This window comes from Halogeometricum sp. S3BR5-2 (assembly GCF_031624635.1).
In the GTDB taxonomy this organism is placed as follows: domain Archaea; phylum Halobacteriota; class Halobacteria; order Halobacteriales; family Haloferacaceae; genus Halogeometricum; species Halogeometricum luteum.
In genome coordinates this window covers 216422-243158 of record NZ_JAMQOQ010000003.1, presented here as the reverse complement: position 1 = coordinate 243158, position 26737 = coordinate 216422, and the positions used below count along the sequence as shown (strand labels likewise).

Below are 26737 nucleotides of genomic sequence, written 5' to 3'. Positions count from 1 at the left end.
GCCTCCAGATTTGATGGCACTCCGCTTTTTCTCACGTTCGCTGTCTGATTACTTTTCTCTCTCGTGCTAATATTCCTTCTCTTTTGGTATCACAGACGGATGCTCTCGCCTCGGTCCATTTCCTCTCCCAGTAGCCCATTTCGCCACGCGAATATTGAATATGATAATCTGAAGAAGAACTTTCTAAAAATTTTGAAAACTCTAACAAAATGCGGCGAGATAAGATACAATCTGTTATCTATACGGCATAAATCTGACACAAATGAACAATACTAATGAAATAAACACTCCCCGAATTACCTAGATTGATATCTTCAATTACGTCTACTCGAAGCGCCTCCGGACGACGGCGACCGGACGACAGGTCCACGATACAGAAAATATTTATCAACGAATGCACGATTTAGAGTTGGCATCTGATAGTGTGATGACGGGAATTCGACCCTTCCGGCTTCGTGGGGTAGTAGGAAGTCGGTCACGCTACCAAGATAACAGCAAACTATGACAAAAACAAACGACATGCGTGCCCTCCTCATGGCGGCGCTCGTGGTCATGTCCGTCTTCGCTGGCGTCGGTACGGTCAGCGCCATCGACACGGCCACCGTTGACGACGAGAACGTCGAAGACGTCGCCGTCGGGCAGGACACCGCGAGGCAGGTCGTCGAGTTCGAGACGACGCTCGACGAGGATGAGAGCGAAGACATCAGCATCGACACGAACGACATCCCGAACACCGACCTCTTGGCGGTCGGTGTGACGCTCGACGGGAGCGAGGACTTCTCCGTCTCCGATAAATCCGTCGACGACGGCGTCGCCGAGTTCACGGTTCAGAACAACGGCGACGCCGAGGAGACGGTCACGGTGACGGCGACGCTCGTGTACGACACGAGCGAGGCCGAACTCGATGACCTCGGCGAGTACGACCTCACCGTCGACGGCGACGGGACCGACGGGGAAACCGCCCAGTTCAACCTCACGGCGAACGAAGTCGAGTCCGTCAACTTCCAGGGCGAGACCGTCCACGTGGACGTGAGCTCTCTGTCCGGTGACCTCGTCCTCCGCGAGGTCGAGGACCGCAGTAACGAGGAGACCAGCTTCATCTCCCAACTCAACCCCGAGAACGGCTACGTCGAAATCGACACCTCGGACCTCGACGGAGACTACGTCGTCATGGGTGACGGCGGGTTCGACGACGGCATCTTCTTCGAGATAGCCGAGCAGGACCTCACCGCGGAGTGGGACGAGGACTCGGTCACGCAGAACGACGAGGTCGAACTCGACTTCGAGTCCGGCCGCGGCGACTACCTCGTCGAGGTCAGCGCCGACGGTCTCGACGCCGACGAACTGGAGATCATGTTCGGCGACGCGAACGAGTACGTCGCCACGAACGAAGAGGACGACAGCGTCTACCTCGAAGGCGACACCGACGCGACCATCACCGCCGAGGTGACGGACGACATCGACGCCGGCGAGTACGACTTCGAGTTCCAGGTGACGGACACGACCGCGTCCGACTCCGACACGCTCGAAATCGGCGAGGAGAACCGCAACATCGACTTCTCGCAGTCGACGTACACCGAAGAGGTCGGTGACCTCGCCGAAATCACCGTCCAGATGGAAGACACCGATCAGGCGTACGTCTTCATCGGCGGTGACGACGTCAACTACCTCGAAGCCGTCCGGCTGAACGACGACGACGACGACGGCGAGGTGACGTTCTCCTTTAACACGTTCACCGGAAGCGAGGAGGACACCGATCCGTTCGAACTCGTGAGCGAGGACGACGAAATCGAGACGGTCACCGAGGACATTGAGGTGACCGAGGGAGACCGTCTCGACGGCGCGGTCGACAACCGTCTCGAACCCGGCGACTACGACCTCCGGGCCAGCACGTCGCTGCAGTACAACGCCGACGAGGACGAAGTCGAGGACGAACAGGACGTCGCCGTCCTCGACCTCGTCGGACGTAGCACGGACGGCATCAGCACGCTGACCGCTCCCGGCGGGAGCGCCGACGGCTTCGACGACACCGAGGAACTCATCGAGAGCGCCAACCAGAGCGACACGGTCGCGCTCGGCGACCGCCTCGTCGTGCGCGTCACCGCCAGCGGCGTCAGCGGCATCATCGACGACGACGACATCGACTCCCTCCAAGAGAACGGCGTCTTCCTCGGCATCGAGGAGTCCGACGCGGGTGCGAACGCCGACGAGGAGTCCATCGACTTCGACGGCGGTAACGCGGCCATCTACCGCGACGACTCCGTCGCCGAGAACCAGTTCTTCGTCGTCTTCGAGACCGACCAACTCGACCTCGACGAGGACGCGGAGTACCAGGCGTACTTCCGCGTCGGTGAAGAGGGCGAGGACGTGATCGACTACGTCGACGAAGACGAGGAAGAACGCGTCTCGACCGCGTTCACGGTCGAAGAGCCCGACGCCGACCTCGACCTGAACGACGACGACCAGTACGAGGTCGTCCGGTCCGAAGAGGCGACCGTTCGGTTCGACACGAACCTCGCGGGCGGGTCGGAAGTCAGCGTCCGTCTGCGCAGTTCGGCCTCGGACTCCGCGTTCCTGCTCTCGAACACCGTGGAGACGACCGCGAACGGGTCCGTCACCACGACGTTCGACACCTCCGACATCGAGGCCGGAACCGAGTTCGAGATAACCGTTCGTAGCGGCGGAGACGACCTGGCGAACGAGGACGGCGTCATCGTCAACCAGACGACGCCGACGCCCTCGGATACGCCCATGGACACGCCGATGACGACGGACACGCCGACGGATACGTCGACGGACACGCCGACGGCGACGCCGACGGACACCCCGACCGAAACCGCGACGAGCACCCCCACGACGACCGGGGGTAGCACGCCCGGGTTCGGCGTGGTCGTCGCCGTGACGGCGCTGCTGGCCGCGGCCCTGCTGGCGACCCGCCGCGACTAGCGACGGACGACCGTCCGGCCCGTCCGGACCGACCGACTCCGTCTTCCGGAACGGTCTCTCGACCCACTTCGATTCGATTTTTGGCGCACTTCGTCCCCCAGAGACCGCTCTCGCGTTTCGTCGCCGACCGAACTGCGAACGGACGGCGGTTCTGGGAGTCGTACCCCCGGGGTCGAGAGCCCAGGTACGGGGTTCTCGCTCGCCGGCGCCGTCCCTCTCCGTAGCCCGCCCGCCGACTGACGGATTTATACACCTTCGGACGGTATGAATGAATACGGAACGCGGGAGTTACGCGGCGTGTGCGCCGCGCGAGAGGGGAGCGATCTTCTCTCGCTCACGTATCCCGAAACGGGGCGCACGCACCGCTCACGCGAGTTCCGACCCTCTACTATGATCCGCAGTGATACGGCGACCGCGTCCTGGGACGCGATGTTCGACTCGCTCGCGCACGCGACGCGCCGCCGCGTGCTCGCAGAACTGACCGACAGCACCGACGTGAGCGTCGACTCGCTCTCGCGGCGAACCGACCCCGACGCCAGTCCGGAGACGACACGAACCACGCTCTATCACGCCCACCTGCCGAAACTCGAACGCAACGGGTTCATCTGGTGGGACAGAGAAGAGGGCGCGGTCGGTCGCGGTCCGCGGTGGGACACCGCCGAGTCCGTTCTCGCGGCCGCAGACTACCCGACGGAGCGACTGACGTCGCGTCCGTAGCGTCCGAAGCGTCCGACGGACGCTGGTGTCTCGGCGCGTCGGTTTCCTACCGACCCGAGTCGACGCATCCCGTCCCCTCGTGGTCGCTCTCGCTCGCTTTTACCTTCTTCCCGCCGACTCCTACTCTCCGTCCCGCGCCGAGACGATGACCGCCGCCACCTCTTCGGGGTGGTCGGCGGCGACGCGGACGAAAGCGTCGTGGAACTCCCGGCCGGTCACGTCGCGGACGTCGTGGTCCCGTCGGAGCAGCGACTCCACCTCGAACTCGGCGTCGTCCATCACCGACAGCGTCTCCGACCGGACGTAGACGCTCTTGGCCGTCGTGTCCTCGAACTCGAACGCCGGACCGGACTGCGACTCGACTTCCGTCTCTGCCTCTGTTTCCGCTTCCGGTTTCGATTCCGAGTTCGGTTCGGACGGCGACCCGCCGGCGTCGTTCGCGTCCGATTCCGCCTCTACTGCGGCGTCCGCTTCGGGTTCCTCGACCACGTCGCCGAGTCCCGAAAAGCGGTTCTCGTCAGGCATCGGTGCCTCCGTTCTCGACGACCTGCGCCAGTTGGTCGAGTCGCTCTAGCATGTCGCTGTCGGCGTCGTACTCGCGCAGGGTCTTCCCGTCTCGCCAGGCGCGACTGAACGCGATGCGGTGTCTGATTCCGGGACCGGGCGACTCGCCGAACCCCTCCGAACGCGCGAACGCGGGAAGATACTGCGCGAACGGCGACGCCTCGAGGTCGTCGATGATGCGTCGCTCCTCGTTGTTGCCGCTGAGGTCGTTCGGGACGATGGCGAGGATGTCGAGGTCGACTTCGTTGCGGATGGGCCGGACCTGCTGTTCGACCATCCGCTCGAACCCGGAGACGCTGGGTTCGCTCATGAGCAGGGGTACGATGAGATTGCCCGCCCCGATGAGCGACGCGTCCGAGAGCGGTCCGAGACTCGGGGGGGAGTCGATGACGATGTAGTCGTATTCGTCCCCGAGGAGGGGTTCGACGATGCGCCGCCGGACCCACAGGATACCGAACGTCGAGTTCCGAATCCGGTCTTCGATGTCGTCCAAGTCGACGTGCGCGGGGAGGAGGTCGAACTCTCCGCGGTCGTGAATGATTTCGCGTACGTCCACCGGGTCGTCCTCGGTTAACACGTCGCCGACGTGCGGACCGTCGGTCTCGTACAGTTCCTTCTTCCCGACTCCCTCCGTCGCGTTGCCCTGTTGGTCGAGGTCGACGAGGAGCACCTCGTTCCCCCGCGCGGCCAGAGCGTCCGCGAGATTGATGGCGATGGTCGTCTTCCCGACGCCGCCTTTCTGTAGCGAGACGCTCACGGCGCGCGCCATCTACTTCGCCTCCCGTCCGAACTGCGTTCGAGTTCTGCGCATGGTGAAATCTGTGGAATTTTCGGAATTTGTAGACTGCTTCAGCCGTCTACACGCTGTCAGCCGTTTCCGCGGCATAGTATATAACTCTGCGTCAGACGTTGGACGCATCCCGGAATTCTAACAAATTCTAGAATTTGTAGAAATCTTGGGCGCCCTCTCGGCGGCGTAACCGTTCCGATACTCAATTGTAACATCTCGGGCACTCCACAAGCTCTGCACGCTCTAAGCACTCTTCGCATCCTTCAAATCCTAGAATTTGCACACATTCTAAACTGTCTTCTCCGTGGTAATAGGTCCGTCTTCTGCTCTCTCGGCCACCCTCTTCAGTTTTCACATTTCCTACAGTTTCTACAAATTCTAAGGTTCTCACAGCGTCTTGGAATTTTGTTGTTCCGCTCGCTCACTTCGTGCTACCCGACCGACGGTCGGATAGTCGTCGGGGTTCGTCGACAGTCGCCGTTTACGGATCTATTTCTCCTCCTCTCCTCAATACTTTCTCAACCGCCACCGATTCACATCCCGAAATCTCGCGCACTGCGAAATTTCCACAATCTCCACAAATTTTGAACACTTCTAAATTAGTGAATACCGGTTCTCATAGCAAACACCGATAGCACCCCGCTCGACTACCTCCCCGCCGAACGGCGGTTCTCTCGCACCGGAGAAGTACTCGCCCGAAGCGTCCTACCGGACGCCGACTCGAAGTCGGGTCCGTTCGTTCGCTCGAATCGAAGCGGCGAGTCGTGGCAACGCGACCGACGGCGGTGTGACGGTTGGGACAACCCGCCTCCCGACTACTTCTACGGCGACGAGGAGAGAGGCCCGTGGCCGGGGCCGCCCGCGCCCCGAAACTCTGACGAGAAGTACCGAACGAAACGAGAACGACCACCGTACCCGTACGCTTTCGCCGGCATCGTCTCGATACCGTTCTTCGCGCCTCGAATCGGGCATCTGCTCGTACATCGGAGCACTCTCGACGCTCTACCCTTTCATTCAGGCTCGGCACCCTCGCGCGCGGTTCTGACCCTCGCTGCAAAAATTCCATAAAGCACTGAGTGATTTATGGAGTACGACCGCCACTCCGGAACATCGCTCTCGGTTCGGGAGCTATTCACCCGGTCTCGCGCTGCCGGCCGTTCCGTCCGCAGAACCTGTCGTTCCGACGGCCATCGCACTTTACCTGCGAGGTGATGAGGATTCGTGTATGTCCGGACCGGTGTTTCTCCGCGGCGACGGCGTCACGCTCTGCCCCGCCGACCAGTCGGACCTCGAGTTCCTCTGCGAACACGAGAACGACCCGCGGGTTCGGTCGTCGCGCGCGGTCATCACGCCGACCAGCGCCGACCAGGTCACCGCCCGCCTCGGCGGGACGATGGGTCAGAACGAGGAGAGCGTCGGCCTGTTGGTCCGCGCCGGGGACGAGCGCGTTGGATTCGTCTACCTCGTCCGCGAGGAGTCGAACGCCGTCGAGTTCCGGTTCGCCGAGTTAGCCTACTGGATCGCACACGAGCACTGGAACGAGGGCTACGCGACGGCCGCCGTCGCTGCAATGGTCGAGTACGGCTTCGACGAACTCGGTCTCCACCGGCTGAAGGCCGTCACGTTCGTCGACAACGATGCCTCACAGCGGGTCTTGGAGAAGGTCGGCTTCGAGCGCGAGGGCGTCGCCCGCGAGGAGGCGTTCGTCGGGGGAGAGTGGCGCGACTGCGTCGACTACGGCCTGCTCGAAGACGAGTGGCGGGACAGCGAGTGACCGGCGCGCCGAGGCGGCGGCCGCCGCTCTCGGCTCAGTCGTCCGCCGCGTTCGGTCGCGCCGCGTCGTCCGGACATCTCGCGGCGACGGCGTGTAGCGGATTTCGCACCGTGCCGTGTTCTGCGGCGTGCGGACGGCCCGGGGCGTCGTCGTACCCGTACTCGAAGATGCGGTTTCGGTTCAGCGTGAGCTTCGTGAACTCCGGCCGGAGCAGGTCGAACAGTTCGAATCTCTCCTCTAGTTCGGGGAACTCCGACTGGTAGGCCAGAATCGCCTCCCGCGTGTGCGCCCAGAACCTCTCTTCGAGGTAGTTCTCGTGCCGTTCGAGCACGTCCGCGACGTACCGGAGGACGCAGACGAACAGGCCCGAGAAGACGAACTGACACAGTTCCTCCGGCGGTTCCTTCCGCAGCACCTCGTGCATCTCGTCCGGGAGCGCCTCCAACTCGGGGAGCGGTCTGTCGCTCACGTTCACGTCGTCGACGAAGTCCTTGACCGCGAGCCTGGACGGAACGCCGTCCTCGACGACGAGGATGGTGTTCTGCCCGTGCGGGGAGAACACCGTCCCGTAGCGGTAGAGGTAGTGCAGGAGCGGCGGGAGCACCGTCCCGAAGAACTCCGAGAGCCACTCGTCGAGAGAGAGTCCCGACGCCTCGACCAGTCGCGAGAGGTAGGGAACGCCCTCGCCGTCGACGTGCATCAGCGACGACAGCGTCACCGCCCGCTCCTCGTCCTCCAAGAACTCGTATATCGGCTCGCGCCACACCGCGCCGAGCAGTTCGTGGTACTGGTACGGCGACCCGTCGATATCGGTGAAGTCGCCGTGGTCGTAGTTCAGCCCGGCCACCTCGCCGGGGAGTATCAGCCCCTCTCTCCGCAGGAATTCGTCGTCGTCGCGGATTCCCTTGACGTACTCGGTCACCGTCGGCGCGAGTTCCGTCCGCTCGCCGGGCAACCCGCGCCAGACCAGCGTGTTCAGGATGCGCATCGGCACCTTCACGTGGTGTCTCTCCTCCGAATCGACGTTGACGAAGGTGCGAACCGACTGCTGTGGGAGGTACTCGTCGGGGCCCTCGCCCAGCGGAACGATGTCGTCGCGGGCGATGTCGTCGGGGAACAGGGGGACGACGCTGTGTTCCCACTGCCAGTCGTGGACCGGCAGGAGGTAGTACTCCTCGGGGTCCAGCCCCTTCGATTCCAGTCGCTCGCGGAACTCGCCGTAGCGGTCGCCGAGTTCCCCCCGCACGAGCGAGTCGTGGTCGAGGTCCGCCGTCGAGACGAACGTCGCCTTCTCCTTACTGACGGCGACCCACGACAGCGCGACGGGCTCTTTCGCTTCGGGGGCGTACCGTCGGTAGTCGTCGTACCCCCACCCGAGGCGACCCTTGTTGTAGGTTATCCACGGATGACCGTCCATCTCGCCCTCCAGTTCGGCGTAACCGAGGTCCAACGGGTCGAACTCCCCGCCCCCGTTCGCGCGCTTTCGCTCCCTCGCTTCGACGTGCGCGTCCGCGAGGAGCGTGCGCTTGTACTCCCGCACGAGGTTCCCCTCGGTCAGGCCGTCGAGGTCGGTCGATTCGCCGACGTCGCGGAGGAGGGTCAGCGGGTCGTTGAGCGGGGTCCAGCCCGTTCTCTTCCCTTCGTTTCCTCCGTCCGCTCCGTCCTCCTCTCCGCCTCCGGCGCTCCGCCGTTCGACGCTCCCGATGTCGACGGAGAGACTGTCGAGCAGGCGTTCCTCGGCGCGGAAGCGGTAGGCCGCGTCGCCGAGGTCGACCCGGTAGGTCGCGGCGTCTGCGTCGGAACCGGCCTTTCGGTCGCTTCCCGCACCCGTCTCGACCCGCTCGGGGTCGAGTATCTCCTCGTAGGCGAACTCTTCGAGCATCTTCGCGAGCAGACGGCGTTCGACCGTCTCCCACACGTCTTCGTCCAGTGCGTCGTCTCGGATGTCGTCGTTCGGATTCATTGTCTCTCAGTCGTCCTGCGTCGGCGCGGTCGATTCGCTTCCCTTCCGAGAAGCGCCCGGTGCGTGCTCGACGAACCGGTCGAGCGAGAAGTCCTGATACACGGTGTCGGCGTCTTCGGGGTACACCTCGCGGTCGGCGAGTCGGTTGACGAACCGGGTGTTCCGGTAGCAGCCGAGACCGAGGTCCGGAACGCCGACGCCGTGGGTGTGGAGTTCGGCGTTCTGGAGGAACACGTCGCCCGGCAGGTCGATTTCGAGCCGGTGGTCCTCGGTCACCCCGAAGCGGCCGCGCTCGTCCCACGATATCGCCTCCTCCAGCGGTTCGAGAAACCCGGGTATCGGACGTTCGTAGCCGGTACCGCAGACGACCACCTCGCTCTCGTGGACGAACGGCTCGTCGGTCTGCCACTGCCGGCAGTCCAGCGCGTAGGCGTCGCCGACGGACTCGATGTCGCGGGCTTCGGTCATCGCGAACAGGCCAACATCAGGCTCTCTGCCACCGATGGACCGCCGGTACAGCAGGTCGTAGATGTCGGCGCTCGTCTCCGGGTCGACGCCCTTGTACAGCAGGTCTTGGTTCGGAATCAGGTCGTCTTTGACCCCCTGCGGGAGGTCGTAGACGTACCGCTCGTACTCGGGCGTGAAGTGCTGGAGGCCGAGTTTCGAGTACTCCATCGGGAAGAAGCCGTCCGAGCGGGTGAGCCAGTCGAGGCGGTACCCGTGTTCGTCCTGCCGCTTCAGCAGGTCGTAGAACACCTCCGCGGCGCTCTGGCCCGACCCGACGACGGTTATCGAGTCGGCCGACAGCGCCCGTTCTCGGTTGTGGCGGTACTTCGCCGTGTGGAACACGTCCTCCTCGGAGTGGCCCCGCAGTTGCTCGGGAATCTGCGGCCGCGAGCCGATTCCGAGCGCGACGTTTTTACCCCGATACTCGAACCGCTCGCCCGTTTCGGGGTGGCGGGCGACGGCGACGTACTCCTCCTCGCTCTCGTCCCAACGCACGTCCGTCACCTCGCGGCGGAACCGACAGACGTCGAGTTCGTCGACGACCCAGCGGAGGTAGTCGTCGTACTCCCGGCGCGGAATCTGGAACGTCTCGTAGAAGTAGAACTCGTAGATACGCCCCGTCTCCCGCAGGTAGTTGAGGTAGCTGTAGGGGTTCGTCGGGTCGGCCAGCGTCACGAGGTCCGCGAGGAACGGCACCTCCAGCGTCGTACCATCGAGGAGCATCCCCTCGTGCCAGTGGAACTCGGCGTCGCGTTCGAGGAAGACGGCGTCGACGTCGGCGTCGCTTCCCTCCAGGAGCGCGGCGAGGCCGAGGTTGAACGGGCCGACGCCGATTCCGACGACGTCGCGCGTCTCCGCTGCTGTCTCCGCCCTCTCGTCCGCCGCGTCGCCGCCTCCGGCCGTCATCGGCGCACCTCCGGGCCGTTCGCGTCCGTCTCTGTCGCTCCGTCGCCCAGCACCTCCGCCTCGAACCGCTCGCGGTCGCAGACCAGCAGGACGGCGTCCTTCCCGGCCTCGTCGAAGCGGAACTCCCCCTCCGATTCGAACCCGCAGCGCTCGAAGACGCGAATCGCGCGGTCGTTCCGCGCGTCGGGTTCGGCTACCACGCGCTCGGCCTCGCTCATCTCGAACTGCATGGCGACGGCGCCGCGCAGCAGCGGGAGCGCGTAGCCCCGCCCGAGGTACTCCTCGGGACCGACGAGCAGGTGGACTCCCCTGTCGGCGTCGTCGGCGTCGTAGTGGTTCGCCACGCTGTCGTCGGCCGCACGGTAACACTCCCAGTAGCTCATCGGCACGTGGTCGAGACAGCCGACGTAGGGCGTCAGGTGGTCGTCAGCGAGTTTCTCGCGGAACCGCTCTCGGAACCGGTCGAGCGACAGGTCCAACTGCCAGTACGGCTTCACGTGGTCGGACCCGAGCCACGCGTGTAGTCGCCGCAGGTCGCGTTCGGGCGTCGCCGGACGGAAGGAGACGGTCCGGTCCGCCTCCGCGTCGTAGCGTCGGTAGTCGTAGCAGGGTCGGTTCCCCTCGGTCTCGGAAGTCTCGCTTTCGCCTCTCATCGGTCGAGTTCGGTGACGAGCGGGTTGGTCACGTCCGCGTAGACGGACTGCGATTCGAGTTCGTTCTCCAGTTCGTCCAGCCCGCGGAAGCGCGTGAGCAGGTTCGCCTTGCAGGGCACCGTCGGCGACTCCAAGAGCGGGTCGAGAAACTCCGAGTCGGGGTGGCCGTAGCGCTCGCGGGCGCGTTCGAGTTCGTCGTGCAGGAGGCCCAGCAGGCGGCGTTCGTCGACGAGGCCGGCGCTCCCGAACGCGTTTATCACGTCGAAGGCGTTGTTCAACACGACGTAGTAGCGGAGTCGCTCGTCGGCTATCGCGTCCGCACAGACGGTGTCCGCTCGCTCGCCGACGCCGGGGAGGTAGGCGTCGACGGCGTCGTACCGCGATTCTGGGAAGTAAAAGCCCTGGTTGTCGCGGTAGCGGAACTCGCTCGGGTAGCCCTCCGCGTCGAGGGTGAGAACCGAGTTCTGCTGGTGCGCCTCGACGCCGACGCCGCGTTCGAGGTAGAGCCACAGTATCGGTCGAATCCCGACTTCGAGGTAGCGGCGGAACCACTCCTCGCTCGTCGCGTCCGCGCTCCGTCCCTCGCGCTCCGCGATGGACGAGACCAGACGACCGAGCCGTGACCGTCCTCGAATGGCGTCCTGACACAGCGAGACGACGGGCGTCGAGCGCTCCGCTCGTTCGCCGCGGAACGGGTTCGCGCGCAGGATGGTCTCTACCCCCGATTCGGCTCCCTCCCCGACGTCCAGCGCGAGGTACGCCGGGTCGCGGACGACGTCGAACGCGGGGAACGCCTCGCGGAGTTCGTCGCCGAACGCGGTGTCCAGCAGTTCCGCGACGGCGACGCCGCGTTCGAGTTCGGGGCGCTTGTTCGTCCGCACGGAGTTCGTGATGGCGACGTTCATGGAGGATTTGACCATGAACGGCGCGTCGGGGCTGTACAGCGTCCGCACGGACGTGGTCGGGTAGAACTCCCGGCCGACCGCGCCGAGGTGTTCGAGTCCGTCGCCGAGGTGCCGGCGGACGCGCGGTCGGTCGAGCAGGTAGTCGGCCTGCCACGGGTGAACGGGGAGAAGAGCGTCGCCGCTCTCGACGTGTTCGTCGACGAACGACTCCGGGACGGCGGGGTCCGCGCGCAGGTCCGCTCTCACCCACGAGGCGGCGCTCCGGTCCAGCGCCGACTCGGACGAGACGAGCGCGGGGTCGGCGCGGAAGTAGTCGAGCGGGAACGACCCGCGGAGTTCCGGCGCGTACGTCCCCCGGTTGCGCTCGGCGATGCCCTCCCTGCTCTTCGGCGTCGGGTGGCGGTGGTGACCGAACACGAGCGCCTGCTCGGCGTCGCGAAACGTCACGCCCTCGCCGTTCTCGCCGTAGAGCCGCTCTTCGTCGCCCGCTCGCGCCGCGACGAACGACTCGACGGCCCGCTCGCTCCGCAGGACGCGCGCCAGCAGTTCGTCCGTCTCGCTGTCGCCGCTGCGCGATAGCGAGAGGTCCGTTGCGACCAGAGCGGCCAGCGTGGCGGCGTCGGCGGGGTGTGCGTCTCCCTCGCCGTCGCCGCCGTCTCCCCCACCGCCCGGCAGGCGGTAGCGCACCGGCGTCTCGAACAGATGCCGCTCGGTCGGCGAGCGGTACGACAGCGGCGCCAGGATATCGACTCCCTGCGCGGGGAGTCTCGCCCGGAGGAGGCCGTCGGGGCCGGGTTCGACGCCGGCGGCCCCGGCGCCGTCTCCCTCCAGAACCTCGTAGGCGCCCGTCTCGCGGAGGTAGCAGTTCAGGAACGCGTGGACCGTCGCGTCGTCGGCGCGCCCGGCCGGGTCCACCCGCTCCGTCCCGCGTTCGACGCCGAAGCTCACGCCGCCACCCCCCGTTCCGCGGCGAGTTCGTCGCCGCAGTCCCGGACGGCGTCGAGAACCGCGGCCACGTCCTCCAGCGTCGCCGTCGGGTTCAGGAGCGTGAGCTTCAGGCTCGTCGCGCCCTCCGCCTCCGTCCGGGCGACGACGGCCCGTCCGTCGTCCAGCAGTCGCCGCCTGACGGCCGCGTTCACCCGACTCACGTCCTCCTCGCTCATCCCCTCGCGGGGGCGGTAGCGGAAGACGACGGCGTTCAGCGTCGGTTCGTGGACGACTTCGAAATCGTCCGCGGCGTCGAGCAGCGAGGCGGCGCCGTCGGCGAGTTCGAGCGTGTCGTCGACGAGGCGCGCCAGCCCCTCGCGTCCGAGGGCGCGGAAGGCGACGTACGGTTTCAGCGCGTCGAACCGCCGGGTGGTCTGGACCGACTTGGCGACGAGGTTCGGGACGCCGGCGTCCTCGTGGTCCTCGGGGTTGAGGTAGGCGGCGTTACGCGCCATCCACTCGAACTCGTCGCCGTCACGGAGTAGCAGGGCGCCGCAACTGACGGGCTGGTAGAACAGTTTGTGGAAGTCGACGGCGACGGAGTCGGCGCGCTCGATTCCGTCGAGCAGGCCCGCGTGCTCGTCGCTCAGCGCCGCCGCGCCGCCGTAGGCCGCGTCGACGTGGAACCACAGGTCGCGTTCGGCCGCCCTGTCGGCGAGTTCCGAGAGCGGGTCGACGCTCCCGAAGTCCGTCGTTCCCGCCGTCCCGACGAGCGCGAACGGGCGGTCGCCGCGCGCGTCGAGTCGGTCGAGCGTCGCGTCGAGGGCGTCGACGTCCATCCGGTACGCCTCGTCGGTCGGCACCGAGACGACGGCGCCCTCGCCGAGTCCGAGGTGGTGGGCGGCCTGCGCGGCGGTGAAGTGCGCCTCCGCCGAGCAGAGGATTCGCAGCGAGTCGGCCCCGGCCGGGAGCCCCTCGGCCTGCGCGTCCCGGTCGAATCGCCGCCCGCAGCAGCGGTCCCGCGCGAGCAGCAGCGCTTGAAAGTTCGACTGCGTCCCCCCGGCGGTGAACACGCCGTCGGCCCCGTCGGGCAGGTCGAACAGGTCGCAGAGGGCGTCGACCAGTCGCTCTTCGAGCACCGTCGCGGCGGGCGCCTGGTCGAACGAGTCCAGCGACTGGTTCGCCGCGGTCAGCATCGCCTCGGCGGCGAGACCCGGAATCATCGGCGGACACTGGAGATGGGCCGCACAGCGCGGGTTCGACGTGGCCACCGAGTGAGAGAGCACTCGCTCGGCCGCCTCGTCCATCGCCGCGTTGAGGCCGGCGCCCTCCTCGGGAAGCACCGGCTCTTCGAACAGGTCGCGGAGCGCCGCGGGCGAGGCGCCGGTGTAGGGGTTCTCCCCGTCCGCCACGGTGTCGAGGACGGCCTTCGTCGCCCGCCGCATCGACTCGCGGTAGGCCGCGTCGCCCGACTCGGTGCCGAGAAAGAGGTCCTCTCCGCTCATGCCGTCACCCCCGTCCTCGCCTCCTCCCCGTCGACGGCGGCCGCGACGGCCTCGTCGAATATCGACGCCACGTCGTCTATCTGGCCGTCCGAGACGGTCAGCGGCGGGAGGAACCGGGCCGTCGCGCTCTCGCGCCCGCCGAGTTCGACGACGAGTCCGCGGTCGAAACACGCCGCGCGGACGGCCGACGCGAGGTCGCCGTCCGGGGGTCGGGGTCCGGGGCCGCGCCACTCGCCGTCGGGGTTCACGAACTCGACGCCGAGCATCAGACCGCGGCCGCGCACGTCGCCGACGGCGTCGAACCGCTCTGCCGTCGATTCGAGGTGTCCGCGCAGGCGTCGCCCTGCCTCCGCGGCCCTGTCGGCCAAGTCGTGCTCCAGCACGTAGTCGATGGTCGCCTCGCCGGCCGCCATCGCCAGTTGGTTGCCGCGGAACGTGCCCGCGTGGGCGCCCGGTTCCCACGCGTCCAGCGACTCGTCGTAGACGACGACGGCGAGGGGGAGGCCGCCGCCGACGGCCTTCGAGAGCGTCACCGCGTCGGGCGTGATTCCGGCGTGCTCGAAGGCGTACGTCTCGCCCGTCCGACCGAGCCCGGTCTGAATCTCGTCCAGAATCAAGGGCACGTCGTGCTCGCGCGTGATGCGACGCATCTCGCGGAGCCACTCGTTCGGCGCGGGCACCGCGCCGCCCTCGCCCTGCACGGGTTCGAGAATCATTCCCGCGGGCTCCCCGACGCCGCTGTCGGGGTCGCAGAGGAGGTTCTCGACGTACTCGCTGGCGAGTCGGTGTCCCTCCTCGCCGCCGCCGAACGGGGGACGGTAGTCGTACGGGTAGGGCAGGTGGTGGACGTGCCCCGGCAGGCCGCCGACCGGTTCCTTGACCTCCGCGGCGCCCATCAGCGAGAGCGCGCCGCTCGTCATCCCGTGGTAGGCGCCGCCGAAGCCGAGAATACTTCGATTGCCCGTCGCCGTCCGGACGAGTTTCAGCGCCGCCTCGACGGCGTCGGTGCCGGCGGGGCTACAGAACTGCACCTTTGCCCGCGAGGCGAACTCGCCGGGGAGGCTCTCGAACAGCGAGTCCACGAACCGCTCCTTCGCGGGCGTGGAGATATCGAGCGTGTGGAGCGGTCGGTCCGCCTCCAAGACGCGTTCCATCGCGTCCACCGCATGGGGGTGATTGTGCCCGAGTGCGAGCGTTCCGGCGCCCGCGAGGCAGTCGTAGTACTCGTCTCCGTCCATGTCGACGACGGTGAATCCGCGCGCCTCGCGGATTGCGAACGGGAGGTGGCGGGGGTACGTTCGGGCATTCGACTCGCGGTCCGTCTGCTGGGAGAGAACGGCGTCGTTGCCGGCGTTCTCGTAGGTCACGGCGCATCACTCTCGGAGGGGTCCGGACCGGCGGCGCGGCGCGTCCGAACGGGGGTGCTCTGTGACTGCATGCGGATTTAGGCTAGCCTAAAAGTACGTAAGTCCACCGGATTTTAGGCAGACCTAAAATCTAAGGGGATGCGGTTCGATTCGGGAGACGACGGTACGAGCGGCTCACGGCCTCGAATCCCGTTCCGAGCGTCGCCACTGTCTGAACGGATTCGACATCCGGGAGGGCCGGTTCGCGGGGCTCACCGAGGGCGCCACCCGATAGTTTAGGTCGACCTAAAATAACTGTTCGGGTTCTACGACGCGTCGGGAACGGCATCGCCGTCCACCTCGACGGCCACCTCGTTGCGCCGCATGAACGGCGGCGTGTACGGGTCGTTGTACTGCAGGAGCGTCGCTTCGCCGCGCGGTTCGACGCCCTCCCGTTCGAGCGTCGCGCGGAGCGACTCCTCGGCGTTCGCCGCTCGACGGTCCGTCGCCCGCCACGAGAACCGCTTTACGGCCACCGTCCGCGGCCCTTCGACGACGAGGCGGACGTCGGAGTCCGTCGGCATCGGGGCCGTCTCCAGCGTGTACCCCGCGGGAAGGAAGAACGCCATCGTGACGCCGTCGCCGTCCTCGTCGGTGCGGACCGGAGCGGTCATCGAGACGCTCGCCCCGTTCTCCGTCCGGACGGGCGTCGTCATCGACACCGACTCGCCGTCGCGCCTGCCGCGCGACCCGTCCGCGCTCTCGTCCGACCGAACCGGGGCGGTCATCGACACGTCCTCGGAACCCTCGTTCGCGCCGGAGATGTAGTCGAACAGCCGACGGAACGCCGTCTCGCCGTCGGGAGCCGTCGTCTCGACGAGAACCGTCCGCGGGTAGCGCCGCAGTTCGACGGTCCCGTCGCCGACGAACCGGAGCGTCTCGTACGGGACGCGTTCGGCCGACCGAGCGCTGTAGACGCCCCATCCGACCCACGCCGCGAGTGCCGTTCCGACGCCGCCGAGGAGGAGCTTCGTTCGTGTGCGCATACCACATAGAGGCGTTCCGAGGACAAAACTCCCTCTCTCCCCCTTCCCCCCGCACCCCCCATCCCCCGCTCACCCACTGTCGCCGCCGCCGCTCGCACCGCCGCTCGCACCGCCCTCGGTCCCTCGGCCGTCGCGCCCTCTCCGCCCTCGCCCGCCGGGTTTGTCGGCGGGCGGCGGTTCGAAGCGCGCGACGCCGGGGGTGGTCCTCACTCGTTCGCCAACCGACGAATCCCGCCGGCCAGCGCCCGCGTCGCGTCGGCGCAGTCGTCCCAGTCGGTCCACTCGCGGGGGTTGTGCGAGATGCCGTCTTCGGAGGGCGAGAACAGCATCGCGGCGTCGGTGGCGTCCGCGACGTGCATCGTGTCGTGCGCCGCGCCGGAGATGAGGTCGGTCGATTCGAGGTCGAAGTCGCCGGCGCCCGCGCGGATCGCGTCCTGACATCGCTCGGCGAGGGGCGTCGGCGCCACGTCGAGGTCCACCTCGAACGTCGTCTCGACGCCGCGTTCGTCTTCGAGTCGCTTCAACGTCGACTTCACGCGGTCGGTGATTCGGTCTATCGAGGCGGCCTCCACGTCGCGGATGTCGACGGTCAGGTCCACCTTCCCGGCGATGACGTTCGGGGCGTTCGGCGAGACGTTCAGTTTTCCGACCGTGCCGACCGCCGACTCGCTGTCCGTCTCGACGATTTCTCCGGCCTCCGACTCCACGTCGAGGACGAGTTCGCTCGCGGCCGCCATCGCGTCCGTCCGCTCCGGCATCGGCGTCGTGCCGGCGTGGTTCGCCTCGCCGACGATTTCCACCTCGCAGTGGAAGATGCCCGTCACGTCCGTGACGACGCCGACCGGAATCCCGGCGTCTTCGAGGCGGGTGCCCTGCTCGACGTGGAGTTCGAGCCACGAGTCCCACGCGCTCGCGTCCACGACGCCCTCGCCGTCGTAGCCTATCGAGGCGAGCGCCGACTCCAGCGTCGTCCCCTCGTCGTCGGTGAGGGCGAGGGCGTCCTCGACGGAGAGCGACCCTGCCGCGACGGACGACCCGAGCATCCCGCCGGCGAAGCGCTGTCCCTCCTCCTCGGTGAAACAGACCACCTCGACGGGGCGAGCGAGTTCGGTGCCCGCCTCCCGCATCGCGCGTACGGCTTCGAGGGCGGCGTACGTTCCCAGCGGACCGTCGAAGATGCCGCCCTCGGGCACCGAGTCGAGGTGGCTGCCCGCGGCGACCGGCGCCGCGTCCGGGTCGGCCGACCCGGGCGTCCACCGCCCGACGACGTTGCCCACGCGGTCCACGCGCACGTCCAGACCGGCGTCTTCGAGACGCGAGACGAACCGGTCGCGCGCCTCCCGGTTCGCCTCCGTCCCCGTCAGGACGGTCCGACCCCGTCCCTCCTCGCTCTCGACCCGTCCGAACTCGGCGTTCGCTTCGATGTCCTCGCGCAGTCGCTCCCGTGAGACGTTCATGGGTGCGATGCAGTGCCAACGGTTATCAATTGACTGCCTCCGGCGACGCGTGCGGGGACCGGCAGGAGGGGGGGCGGAGCAGGGGAGAAGAGGAGACGGCCGTGAGCGACGGAGCGTCGGCCCGACCCGAACGGATTTGCCCCCTCGGCCGAAGAGGCGGACAGTGGGTTCGAACTACGAGGGTTCCGCGGATGAGGACGCGGCGGGCGGGAACGGCGAGTCGGACCGGTCGGACTCCTTCGAGTCGGTGACGACGCACCGCGAACTCGTCGAGTGGTCGGCCGCCTACTGCGGACGGGCCGCCGAGGCGTTCGGCTTCGACGTCGACCTCTCGCGCGTCGAGTGGGAGGTGTCGACGCGGGCGAAGCGACGCGCCGCGGCGGTCAAGCGACCGTCGGTGGACGGCGCGGTCGTCGGCGAGCCGAAATCGTGGGACGGCGCGGTGCCGGACTGCACCGTCTCGCTCACGTGGGCCGCCTTCGAGTCGTTCTCCCGGACGGAGTGGACGGCGACGCTCAGACACGAGTTGGTCCACGTCGAGCAGTTTCAGCGGTTCGGGACGACCGACCACGGCGACCGGTTCGAACGTCGCGCGGCGGCCGTCGACGCGCCGGTTCGCGTCCGGCGGTTCGCGGACCCGGCGTACGTCCTCTCCTGTACCGAGTGCGGAGAGGCCGTCGCCCGCCGCTACCGCGACTGCAAACTGGTCCGAAGGTGCGAGGAGTACGTCTCCTCCTGCTGTTCGGCCCCGCTGGTGCTCGATGAACGGACGTGATTCGACCGTTCGATTGATTGGCGTCCAGACGGAACCGACGAGCGAATCAGTCAAGATGGCCGCGGCGCGGTCGAGCGTTCCGCGGGGCGAGATGCGGATTTACCTCAGATAGATGGTAGGAAGCGGACCGGCAGTACAGGTCGGAATCGTCGTCGCGACAGTCGTCGGTTTGTGGGTCGGCGCCCGCCTGCTGGTGGACTCGGTCGTCCGGTTGGCTCGACGGGTCGGGCTCTCGGAACTGACTATTGGACTAACGGTCGTCGCGGCGGGGACGTCCGCCCCGGAACTCGTCGTCACGTCCGACGCGGCGCTCAAGGGACTCGGCGACATCGCGGTCGGCAACATCGTCGGCTCGAACATCTACAACTTGGCGTTCGTGCTCGGCGTGGTCTCGATGCTCCGCGTCGTCCCCATCGAACGCTCGCTCGTGCGCCGCGACGGAGTCGCGCTCCTCGCCAGCAGCGTCGTCGGCGCGTACGCCGTCTTCGACCTGACGGTGACCCGACTCGAAGGTGTCGTCCTCCTCGGTCTCTTCGCGGCGTACACCGGGTTCCTACTCCGGAGCGGTATGGGGGCCGAATCCGAATCGAAATCCGATTCCGACGCCGTCGGCGCGCCCGCCGAGGGGGAAACGAGCTTTCGCGCGCGGGACGTCGCCGCCCTCGTCGGCGGGTTGGCGCTGGTGCTCGTGAGCGGCGACCTGATGGTGGGCGCCGCCTCGTCGCTCGCCCGCGGCGCCGGCATCTCCGAGTGGGTCATCGGCGGGACCATCGTCGCCGCCGGCACGTCGACGCCCGAGTTCGCCGTCTCGCTGGTGGCGATTCGGCGCGGTCGACTCGGCGTCAGCGTCGGTAACATCGTCGGCTCGAACATCTTCAACTTCCTCGGCATCATGGGGCTCGCCGCCGCGATTCGGCCGCTGGCGCTGAGCGGGGGCGTCCGGTCGAGCGTCGCGTGGTTGCTGGTCGTCTGCGCCGGTCTGGTCGCGGCGCTCTGGACGGGACGTCGACTCTCGCGCCCGGAGGGGGGAGTGTTCGTCGCCTCGGAAGTCGTCCGGTGGGTCGTCGGCCTCCTCGGCGGGGGCCGGTAGTTCGAGCGGTCCGGTCGCGCTTCAGCTCCGTCGCGCGAGCAGCGCCGCGGCCGCCGCCAACGCGACGGCGGCGGTCACCGGCGAGAACCCGGGCACGCCCGTTCCGGTGACCGCGGCCGGCGTCTCCGTCGCGTCGTCTTCCGCCGCCGGCGTCCGCTCGGGCGGTTCGGTCGCCGTCGCGGTCCGAGACGTCCGTTCGGTCGCTTTCTCGGTCGTCGGCTCGGCCGCCGGTTCGGTCGCGTGCGGCACCGCCTCGTTCGGCGTCTGCGTTCGCGGCGTCGGCGTCTCCGTCACGCTCGGCCCGGGCGTCGGCGTCGGAGTCGGTACCGGCGTCGGCGTCGGCGCGGGTGTCGGGGCCGGCGCTCCGCCGCCCGAACCACCGCCACCGCCGCCGCCGCCCGAGGAGCCGCCGGACTCCGAGGACTCGCCGGACCCGCTCTCGGGAGCGGGTTCTGGTTCCGGGACCGACGCGGTCCCGTCGAGACTGACGTTCAGCGTCCCGACTTCCGCCGTTCGCACGGTCAGCGTCGCCGCGTGGTCGCCCGATTCGTTCGGCGCGTAGCGCACACGAACGCCGAGTGTCGCGCGCGGCCGCACCGTCTCGTTGTTCGGCGCGTCCACCAGCGAGAACTGGGCCGCGTCGGGCCCCGAGAGGTTCGCGGCGACGACGGTGAGGTTCGCCCGACCGACGTTCCTCACGTCCGCGTCCGCCGTCGCGGCGTCGTCCACATCCGCGGTCACGGAGAGCGTCTCCGTCGCGTCGACGGCCGGATAGCCGACGGCGTAGACGCCGTAGGTGCCGCTCTCCGACGCCTCGAAAGTCACCGTGTTCGCGGCGGTGTCGACGGTGGCGTTCGTCTCGGTCCACGTCCCGTTCGCGTCCGTCCACACGGCGGCGGTGGACTCGTTCGCGTGCGACTCGTCGTACCGGAGCGTCACCGTCGCGTTCGACGACGCGAGCGTCAGGTTCGGCGCGGCCGACAGTCGACCGCGGTTCGGCGGCGCGCGCGTATCGTCCACGGAGAGACCGACGTTCTCGCCGGCGAGGTCGAACGACGGCGCGTCGCCCGTCGAGACGTTCGTCAGCGTCACCGCGGAGACGTTCGACACCGACAGCGCCGCGTCCGTCGTCGCCGCGACGTTCGTCAGTTCGAGCGTCCGGAGGTCCGCCACCGCGACGCCGACGGGTCCGCCGGTCACGGTCAGGTCGCGGACCGAGAGGTTCGACGCGTTCGCGGTGGTGGCGAACGCGACGCCTCCGCCGGCGGCGAACGGGCGGCCCTCGCCGTCGACGGTGACGTTCGCGGCGTCGACGACGAGCGACGAGGGAACCGCGCTGCCGCCGGTGTCGAGTCGGTAGTCGCCGTCGTGCGTCAGGCGGCCGTCCGGCGGCAGGTCGTACGTTCCGAGGCCGGCGACGGCCGCGGCGGCGTCCACTTTCCCGTAGCCCGTCTCGTTGTCCGGCCCGTCCCCGATGGGACGGGCGTGCGCCGTCAGATTCGCTTTCAGTTGCGCGGGCGTGAGCCGGCGGTTCGCGTCGAGGAGCGTGGCCAGGACGCCCGCGGCGTGCGGCGCCGACGCCGACGTGCCGCGGAAGTTCCCGTAGACGCTCGACCGGACGTTGTCGGCGGCGACGACGTCCGGTTTGATTCGACCGTCGACGGTCGGCCCGCGCGAGGAGTACGACTCCAGTCCGCCGGTCTCCTGGTCGTAGGCGCCGACGGTGACGACGTTCGGATTCGTCGCCGGATTGGTGAGACTCCCCGCGTCGACGCCGCCGTTTCGGAACGTCGCCCGGCCGCCGAGGAAGACGTCGAACCGGACGGGCCGGGTGGCGTTCGCCTCCCGTATCGCCAGGTAGTACGTGTCGTGCGCTGAGAAGTCGAGCGTCGAGCGCTCCGTGGGGTTCGCCGAGGCCCCCGTACAGTTCTCGTCGTACGGCGTCGCGTTCGCCACGTCCGGGTCGGTGTACAGGCAGACGTCGTAGTCCTCAGTCCCGTCCTCCCAGTCGTTCCACTGCGCCCACATCCGCTCGGTCCCCGACCCCTCGATTTCGAGGGACTCCGTCCCGTCCTCGAAGTTCATCAGGCCGTCGCCGTCGGTGTCGTTCCACGTTCCGCCCCAGTGGTGCCCGCCGGCGGAGTTGCCGGCCGAGACGACCCACGAGGTGCCGTTCGCCGCGCTGGCGTTTATGACGCGGTCCATCTCGGAAGTGCCGTCGAGGGGGCCGAGGTTGTACCACCCGAGCGACATCGACACCACGTCGGCGTCGGTTTCGGCTTCCAACCAGTCGACCGCCCGGTAGAGGTCCCAGTCGGTGCTGATGCGCACGAGGACGAGCGACGCGTTCGGCGCCGTCTCGGCGACGAGTTCGGCCGTCGCCGTGCCGTGCTCGCCGTACCCGCTGTCGCCGTCGAGTCCGTTCCCCGTGAAGTCCTTCGCGGCGACGACCCGGTCGGTCAGCGCCGGGTTGTCGAGGTCGAACCGGTCGACATCGACGACGGCGACGGTGACGTTCTCGCCGCCGTAGCCGCGGGCGTGCAGGGATTCCAGCCTCGCCGTCCGGACCGCCTCCGTCGTCCCGTCGGTACCGGCGAACGAAACGGGCCGCGCCGGTTCCCGCACGTACGAGACGGACGGTTCGGCGGCCAGAGCCAGTATCTCCTCGCGCGTCGCCGTCGCGCCGACGTACCGACCGTGCGCCGCGGCGTCGCGGCCGAGCACCCGCGCGACCGCCTCGCGTCCCGACGCGACCCGCTTCCCGTCGAGTTCCACGACGACGGCGTACTCCGTCGACTCCTCGCTCGACGCCGAGGCGTCGAACCCCCGCGCGGCGACGGCGCTCCCGCCGTCCGCGTCCCCGGTCCCGGCCCCGGAGAGCAGTTCGGGGGCGACCTTCGCTCGAACCGCCGCATCCGCCCCGGCGTCTCGCCCGGCGGTCTCGGTCCGCGTCGCCGTCGACGCTTCGGTGGCCGTCTCCGCTTCCGTCCTGGTCGGCGTCGCCTCCGCGAGCGTCGCCGATTCGGTTTCGGTCTCAGCTTCGGCCGGCGTCGCAGTTCGGGTCGGCGTCGCGGTTTCGGCCGCCGTCGCGGTTCCAGTCTCGGACGTCTCGGTCCCCACCGCCGTCGTCGCGTCCGCGTCGCTCTCGTCGAGCGCCGAGACGACCGGCGCGGCGACCCCTGAGAGGACGACGAACAGCGCTACGAGGACGGTACACGCCCCGCGAGCGGACACTAGCGCCTCCCGCAGTCGGCCCCACCGGGCGGACCCGCGGGTCGCCCGTCGCGGCGCGAGCGAACTCCGCTGCCCGCCGCGCGGCCGCCACCGCGGACCGTCGGCGGCGCCGTCTCTCCCCCTGTTCCCCCCGTCTTTCCCGACGTACCGACGCCGCCGTCCGCGTCTCCCCCGAGACGCGCGGACGGGCCCGCGGTGCGGGCCGCGGCGGCGTCGATGACGAATCGACGTCGGGTCGAGTCGTCTGACACGTCCGACCGTTCTACCCGGGAGAGAATATCTCTTTTGGAAGAATTTAGTGTGGAGATTACATTGCTTAAGAAGTGATTTAGAGCGCGACCGGACCGGTTCCTCGATGTCGATGACCGCGAGTCGGCGTCGACGGAGCGCGGCCCCGCAGCAGTCCGGCGCTTCGCTGCCGCCGACCCGACCGGGTTTCCGCGTCGCTCCGCATCGGCCGGCTAAGCCCGTCCTACCGTCGACTAACCGCCGAGTAACTATGCCCTGACGAGGCGTCGTTTCGGTCGCTCCTCGGAATCCAGTCCCGTTCTCGGTCTGCCAGGAGCGAACATGGGTTGGTGGACGGCGGTTCCCACCCCGCCGAACCACTTACTGTATCTCCGACCGTCGCCCTCGCAGTCTACTCTCGGAGCGACCGCTCTCGGTTCGCCGTCCCGTCCCCCCCGCCGCCGTCGGTCCGAACCTCGAAACGCGCGCCGCCGCTCTCGCTCTCGCCGACGGTCACGCTCCACCCGTGCGCGTGGGCGATGGTGCGAACGATACCGAGGCCGAGACCCGTGCCCTCGGGGTTCGTCGAGACGCCGGGGTCGAATACCTCCCCTCTGTCCGCCTCGGGAATGCCGGAGCCGTCGTCCTCGACGAAGAAGCCGCCGTCGTCCAGACGGCCGACGCGGACCGCGACGGCGCCGTCCCCGGAGTCGGTTCCGTGGCCCGTCGCCCCGTGTTCCACGGCGTCGTCGGGCGTCGCCCGACTGCTCGTGGAACCGTGTTCCACGCAGTTCCGAAACAGGTTCTCGAACAGTTGTCTCGCGCGCCCCTCGTGCGCCTCGATGGTCCCGAGTCCGTCGGGGGTTTCCAGCGTGGCGTCGCTCCCCGCCGTCGCCGTCTCCCAGGCGTCCCGCACGACGCTCCCGAGGAGGACCGTTTCGAGTTCCTCGACCGGCTGGCCGTTCCGCGCGAGGTCGAGCATGTCCTCGATGATGCGGCGCATCCGCCGGTGAGCGCCCTCGATGCGCTCCAGTCGCTCGGCCATCGCGCCGTCGTCGTCGGCGTGGTTCGCCCGCAGCAGCTCCGTCTGCCCCGACGCGAGATTCAGGGGGTTCCGCAGGTCGTGGCTCACGACGCTCGCGACCTGTTCGAGTTGCTCGTTCTGGTACTCCAACTCGCGCTCCCGGCGCCGGAGCAACTGCTCGCGCTGGACGCGTTCGAGCGCGGCGCCCGCGTTCGACGCGAGCAGACGGGTGAGCGAGACGCGCGAGTCGTTCAACTCGTCGGGCTCCCACGACCCGGCCATCAGGACGCCCTCGTCGCCGATGGGGAAGATGACCTCACTCTGTATCTCGGTGTCGGGGTTCAGCGCGTCGGGGTCCTCACTCACGTCGCCGAGCACCTCTCCCTCGCCGCTCTCCAGCACCCGCCACGCGATGCCCTCTCCGCGCGGTATCACCTGTTCTTCGACCGTCTCCGCGGCCGCGTCCGACAGCGCCCGGGTGACGAGGGCGTCGCGGTCCTCGTCGTAGAACGCGACGCCGGCCAGCGGGTAGCCGAGGATGTTCTCCGCAGCGTCGCTCACCACCCGGGCCACGTCGTCGTGCGTCGTCGCCGCCGTCAGCTCCCGGGTCGCGCTGTGGAGAGCGCTCAGACGCTCCTGGTACCGCGCCTGCTCCGTCACGTCGGTCACCACGACGACGACGCCCCGAGTCGCCTCCACCTCCGCCTTCGGTCCCGCCTCCGCGCCCCCGGACTCCGCAGGCGCCTCTTCGTGGAGCGGCGAGAGGTCGACTTCGATGCGCTCGATGCCGGACGGGAGGCTCGCGGGAAGCCGGTGTCGCTCGTGCTCTCGCTCCCCGTCGAGTATCCGGTCGACGCTCGCCGCGACCCGCTCGACCCCGTCGTCGTCGAGGACGCCGGCGTCGCGGAGGGCCGAGAGGCGACGACCGACGAGTTCCTCGGCGGGCACGTCCGTCCACGTCTCGACGACGCGGTTGACGAACGAGAGGCGGCGGTCCGTCCCGACGATGCACGCCCCCTGTCGGATGTTCTGCACGAGGCTCTCGTACCGGCGGAGTCGCCGTTCGTACTCCAACCGCTCGGTCACGTCGCGCGAGTTGACGACGATGCCGTCGATGCTCTCGACGGGGTCGGCGCGGGCGACCGCCTCCAACCACACCCACGACCCGTCCGCGTGCCGAGCGCGGAACCGCATCGTTTCGACGGTCGACCCCGCCGACTCCGACAGGTGTTCGAACGTCGCCCGCACCCGCGTCTCGTCCTCGGGGTGTACGAACGAACGGACCTCCCGCCCGGCGGCGTCCTCGGGGTCGATACCCAGAATCCGCTCGCTCGACGGGCTCTGATACCGGATCACTCCGTCGCGGTCGACGGTCGTCACGAGGTCGGTCGAGCGCTCGATGAGGGCTTGGAACCGTTCTTCGGCACGCTCCTCGTCGCTCATCTCGCGGACGGTGCCGAGCGTCGCCGGTTCGCCCTCGTACCGTATTCGCTGCGCGTCGAACGAGCAGCGCACTGCCTCGCCGTCTTTCCGGACGATTCGAGCCGTGTAGCGCGACGTGACGTTCCCCTCGCCGCTCTCGCGTCGCTCGGCGATGCGGCGGACCCGCGCTTCGTCGTCCGGGTGGAGGAGGTCCCAGACCTCCTTCTCGCGCAGTTCCGACTCCTCGTAGCCGGTCAGTTCCCGGACCCGGCGGTTGACGAACCGAAACCGGTCGCCCTGGTAGACGTAGATGGCGTCGTGGGTTCGTTCGACGACGGTGCGGTACAGCGTTTCGCTCTCGCGGAGTCGCCGCTCGGTCCGGTAGTGCTCGACGGCGTTGCGGATGCGGTTCGCCAGCAGTTCGTACTGCTCGCCGCGCGCCCGCTTCTGGATGTAGTCGGTGACGCCCGCCGAGATGGCTTCGCTCGCCACCTCCTCGCTCCCGCGACTGGTCAGGAGGACGAACGGGAGTCGCTCGCGACGCTCCCGGACGCGTCTGAGGAGTTCGATTCCCGTCGTCTCCCCCATCTCGTAGTCGCTGACGACGCAGTCGACGGCCGCCGCGCGCCCGCCGGACTCGTCGCCCTCGCCGTCGCCCTCCTCGGTCGCCAGACGGTCGAGGACCGCGGCCGGGTCCGTTTCGGTGACGACCTCGAACCCGCCCCGCCGCTCCAAGTGCGTCGCCACCAGTTCGACGAACGCGGAGTCGTCGTCGACGTGCAACACGCGAACCGTCTCGGTCATTGAAGCGAATTGACCAGTGAAGTATTTATGAGTTGTCACCACACCGCAAAGTTCGTCGGCGGCGAATCTTCGTCCCCGCCTCCCGAACGCGCTCGTTCGAGCCGCTCGCGTGGACGACTTCGGCCGGAACACCACCGTGTCCGCTGTTATTCGC

General features: G+C 68.1%; 18 protein-coding genes. 5 read left to right on the top strand and 13 right to left on the bottom strand.

Annotated features, from left to right (window positions below; translation table 11 throughout):
- Nucleotides 1-501 precede the first annotated feature (501 nt).
- The gene (locus NDI79_RS13115) at nucleotides 502-2946 is read left to right on the top strand and encodes a BGTF surface domain-containing protein (RefSeq protein ID WP_310928958.1); all 2445 of its coding nucleotides are present in this window, start codon (nucleotides 502-504) and stop codon (nucleotides 2944-2946) included.
- A 390-nt stretch (nucleotides 2947-3336) separates the two neighbouring features.
- Nucleotides 3337-3663 (top strand): winged helix-turn-helix domain-containing protein, encoded by a 327-nt coding sequence (locus tag NDI79_RS13110; RefSeq protein ID WP_310928957.1) that lies wholly within the window; start codon nucleotides 3337-3339, stop codon nucleotides 3661-3663.
- Nucleotides 3664-3783: 120 nt separating this feature from the next.
- On the opposite strand, the gene NDI79_RS13105 is transcribed toward NDI79_RS13110, so the two are convergent.
- Together NDI79_RS13105 and NDI79_RS13100 are read right to left on the bottom strand one after the other, a co-directional pair.
- A complete protein-coding gene (locus NDI79_RS13105) occupies nucleotides 3784-4188 on the bottom strand; it encodes a DUF7970 domain-containing protein (RefSeq protein ID WP_310928956.1) in 405 nt (134 codons plus the stop codon).
- The gene (locus tag NDI79_RS13100) at nucleotides 4181-4996 is read right to left on the bottom strand and encodes a ParA family protein (protein WP_310928955.1); all 816 of its coding nucleotides are present in this window, start codon (nucleotides 4994-4996) and stop codon (nucleotides 4181-4183) included. Before NDI79_RS13100 ends, NDI79_RS13105 begins: the two co-directional genes overlap by 8 nt.
- 1246 nt (nucleotides 4997-6242) lie before the next feature.
- Here NDI79_RS13100 and NDI79_RS13095 point away from each other — a divergent pair.
- Nucleotides 6243-6791, top strand: a complete 549-nt coding sequence (locus NDI79_RS13095) for a GNAT family N-acetyltransferase (RefSeq protein ID WP_310928954.1) — start codon at nucleotides 6243-6245, stop codon at nucleotides 6789-6791.
- 34 nt (nucleotides 6792-6825) lie between these two features.
- On the opposite strand, the gene NDI79_RS13090 is transcribed toward NDI79_RS13095, so the two are convergent.
- From NDI79_RS13090 to NDI79_RS13055, 8 genes are all read right to left on the bottom strand, one after another.
- Nucleotides 6826-8754 (bottom strand): IucA/IucC family protein, encoded by a 1929-nt coding sequence (locus NDI79_RS13090; protein ID WP_310928953.1) that lies wholly within the window; start codon nucleotides 8752-8754, stop codon nucleotides 6826-6828.
- Nucleotides 8755-8760: 6 nt separating this feature from the next.
- A complete protein-coding gene (locus tag NDI79_RS13085; RefSeq protein ID WP_310928952.1) occupies nucleotides 8761-10167 on the bottom strand; it encodes a lysine N(6)-hydroxylase/L-ornithine N(5)-oxygenase family protein in 1407 nt (468 codons plus the stop codon).
- On the bottom strand, nucleotides 10164-10820 hold the full coding sequence (locus tag NDI79_RS13080; RefSeq protein ID WP_310928951.1) for a GNAT family N-acetyltransferase: 657 nt from the start codon (nucleotides 10818-10820) through the stop codon (nucleotides 10164-10166). Before NDI79_RS13080 ends, NDI79_RS13085 begins: the two co-directional genes overlap by 4 nt.
- Nucleotides 10817-12673: an IucA/IucC family protein gene (locus tag NDI79_RS13075; protein WP_425499602.1), complete on the bottom strand. Its 1857-nt coding sequence runs from the start codon at nucleotides 12671-12673 to the stop codon at nucleotides 10817-10819. The genes NDI79_RS13080 and NDI79_RS13075 overlap by 4 nt, the downstream gene beginning before the upstream one ends.
- Nucleotides 12670-14157, bottom strand: coding sequence for a pyridoxal phosphate-dependent decarboxylase family protein (locus NDI79_RS13070; RefSeq protein WP_310928950.1), 1488 nt, complete (start codon nucleotides 14155-14157; stop codon nucleotides 12670-12672). Before NDI79_RS13070 ends, NDI79_RS13075 begins: the two co-directional genes overlap by 4 nt.
- Entirely contained in the window at nucleotides 14154-15524 is a 1371-nt protein-coding gene (locus tag NDI79_RS13065) for a diaminobutyrate--2-oxoglutarate transaminase (RefSeq protein WP_310928949.1), read from the bottom strand. The genes NDI79_RS13070 and NDI79_RS13065 overlap by 4 nt, the downstream gene beginning before the upstream one ends.
- A gap of 305 nt (nucleotides 15525-15829) precedes the next feature.
- Nucleotides 15830-16549 (bottom strand): SOUL family heme-binding protein, encoded by a 720-nt coding sequence (locus NDI79_RS13060; protein WP_310928948.1) that lies wholly within the window; start codon nucleotides 16547-16549, stop codon nucleotides 15830-15832.
- Between the two features lie 206 nt (nucleotides 16550-16755).
- Nucleotides 16756-18006: a Zn-dependent hydrolase gene (locus tag NDI79_RS13055; protein WP_310928947.1), complete on the bottom strand. Its 1251-nt coding sequence runs from the start codon at nucleotides 18004-18006 to the stop codon at nucleotides 16756-16758.
- A gap of 247 nt (nucleotides 18007-18253) precedes the next feature.
- Here NDI79_RS13055 and NDI79_RS13050 point away from each other — a divergent pair, with 247 nt between their 5' ends.
- Together NDI79_RS13050 and NDI79_RS13045 are read left to right on the top strand one after the other, a co-directional pair.
- On the top strand, nucleotides 18254-18781 hold the full coding sequence (locus NDI79_RS13050; protein ID WP_310929297.1) for a SprT-like domain-containing protein: 528 nt from the start codon (nucleotides 18254-18256) through the stop codon (nucleotides 18779-18781).
- Nucleotides 18782-18893: 112 nt separating this feature from the next.
- Nucleotides 18894-19871 (top strand): calcium/sodium antiporter, encoded by a 978-nt coding sequence (locus NDI79_RS13045; protein ID WP_310928946.1) that lies wholly within the window; start codon nucleotides 18894-18896, stop codon nucleotides 19869-19871.
- Nucleotides 19872-19892: 21 nt separating this feature from the next.
- On the opposite strand, the gene NDI79_RS13040 is transcribed toward NDI79_RS13045, so the two are convergent.
- The 3 genes from NDI79_RS13040 to NDI79_RS13030 form a co-directional block, all read right to left on the bottom strand.
- Entirely contained in the window at nucleotides 19893-23105 is a 3213-nt protein-coding gene (locus NDI79_RS13040) for a S8 family serine peptidase (RefSeq protein WP_310928945.1), read from the bottom strand.
- A complete protein-coding gene (locus NDI79_RS13035) occupies nucleotides 23105-23356 on the bottom strand; it encodes a hypothetical protein (protein ID WP_310928944.1) in 252 nt (83 codons plus the stop codon). Before NDI79_RS13035 ends, NDI79_RS13040 begins: the two co-directional genes overlap by 1 nt.
- 389 nt (nucleotides 23357-23745) lie before the next feature.
- Complete coding sequence (locus tag NDI79_RS13030) at nucleotides 23746-26583, bottom strand: PAS domain S-box protein (protein ID WP_310928943.1); 2838 nt, start codon at nucleotides 26581-26583, stop codon at nucleotides 23746-23748.
- Nucleotides 26584-26737 lie beyond the last annotated feature (154 nt).

Coding starts and splice junctions, on each gene's coding strand:
- NDI79_RS13115 (WP_310928958.1), top strand. CDS start 502: ATGACAAAAACAAACGACATGCGTGCCCTCCTCATGGCGGCGCTCGTG.
- NDI79_RS13110 (WP_310928957.1), top strand. CDS start 3,337: ATGATCCGCAGTGATACGGCGACCGCGTCCTGGGACGCGATGTTCGAC.
- NDI79_RS13105 (WP_310928956.1), bottom strand. CDS start 4,188: ATGCCTGACGAGAACCGCTTTTCGGGACTCGGCGACGTGGTCGAGGAA.
- NDI79_RS13100 (WP_310928955.1), bottom strand. CDS start 4,996: ATGGCGCGCGCCGTGAGCGTCTCGCTACAGAAAGGCGGCGTCGGGAAG.
- NDI79_RS13095 (WP_310928954.1), top strand. CDS start 6,243: ATGTCCGGACCGGTGTTTCTCCGCGGCGACGGCGTCACGCTCTGCCCC.
- NDI79_RS13090 (WP_310928953.1), bottom strand. CDS start 8,754: ATGAATCCGAACGACGACATCCGAGACGACGCACTGGACGAAGACGTG.
- NDI79_RS13085 (WP_310928952.1), bottom strand. CDS start 10,167: ATGACGGCCGGAGGCGGCGACGCGGCGGACGAGAGGGCGGAGACAGCA.
- NDI79_RS13080 (WP_310928951.1), bottom strand. CDS start 10,820: ATGAGAGGCGAAAGCGAGACTTCCGAGACCGAGGGGAACCGACCCTGC.
- NDI79_RS13070 (WP_310928950.1), bottom strand. CDS start 14,157: ATGAGCGGAGAGGACCTCTTTCTCGGCACCGAGTCGGGCGACGCGGCC.
- NDI79_RS13060 (WP_310928948.1), bottom strand. CDS start 16,549: ATGCGCACACGAACGAAGCTCCTCCTCGGCGGCGTCGGAACGGCACTC.
- NDI79_RS13055 (WP_310928947.1), bottom strand. CDS start 18,006: ATGAACGTCTCACGGGAGCGACTGCGCGAGGACATCGAAGCGAACGCC.
- NDI79_RS13045 (WP_310928946.1), top strand. CDS start 18,894: ATGGTAGGAAGCGGACCGGCAGTACAGGTCGGAATCGTCGTCGCGACA.
- NDI79_RS13030 (WP_310928943.1), bottom strand. CDS start 26,583: ATGACCGAGACGGTTCGCGTGTTGCACGTCGACGACGACTCCGCGTTC.